We start from the raw sequence: 742 nt of genomic DNA, 5'->3' as shown, positions 1-742 counted from the left end.
TCTCCTTTTTTCTCCAAAAACTTTGCAATCGGACTTTCAGGGTTTGTTGCCACCAAAAGTTCGATTTTGTTATTTCCGGTTTGAAAGAAAGAAGTTAATACACCTTCGCTTTCTACTGCTTCCATTTTATATGACGGAACGCCAAGCATCTTTTCGAACAAAACATTCGCATCGTCCATGTTTTTTACTGCAATCCCGATATGTTCTATTTTGTTTACCATCTCTTCAAATTTATTGATTTGTGTATGTTCTAAAATAACCGCATTCTGCAATTACATCCTGATAATATTTGGTATCAGAATAGTCTTTTCTTAAAGCTTTGAACGAGTTCCAGGCAATAAAATTAACTTTATCATCTTGAATTTCCCAATAGCTGTTTACGGCGTTATATTTTTTATTGTAATAATCATTTCTTTCGCATTTCGAAATCAAATACAAGCATTTTGCTTTTTGTTCCTTGTTCGAAGCCGCTTCAAAAGCCTTTTGATAATACATTTTAGAAACCGAATTGTTTGTAATCATTTCTTTCATCGAATCTCTAAACGAATAAGGGCTCGATCCATAACCTACAATGCTCATTTCATAAAAAGTTCTTCCGTTTCCAAAATGAGAAATATTGTAAAACGCATTTCCTAGCAAAAGGCTGTTCGTATAAACATCTTCTTTCTGCGCTAATTTATCTTGCATAGATTTTATTGTCGTCAAGAAATCCATGTAAGTATATTTCTTTTTCTGATATGCC

General features: G+C 33.0%; 1 protein-coding gene and 1 pseudogene. Both read right to left on the bottom strand.

Features of this window, described 5'->3' with window-relative positions; translation table 11 throughout:
- A partial coding sequence (locus B3J44_RS01740) for a VOC family protein (protein WP_286965232.1) occupies positions 1 to 221 on the bottom strand: 221 nt, incomplete at its 3' end.
- Positions 222 to 231: 10 nt separating this feature from the next.
- Positions 232 to 742, bottom strand: a pseudogene (locus B3J44_RS01735) (hypothetical protein); the annotation flags it as partial.

The organism is Flavobacterium sp. UBA4854, assembly GCF_002399805.1.
Lineage (GTDB): Bacteria > Bacteroidota > Bacteroidia > Flavobacteriales > Flavobacteriaceae > Flavobacterium > Flavobacterium ginsengisoli.
This window is presented reverse-complemented; position numbering and strand designations above follow the sequence as displayed.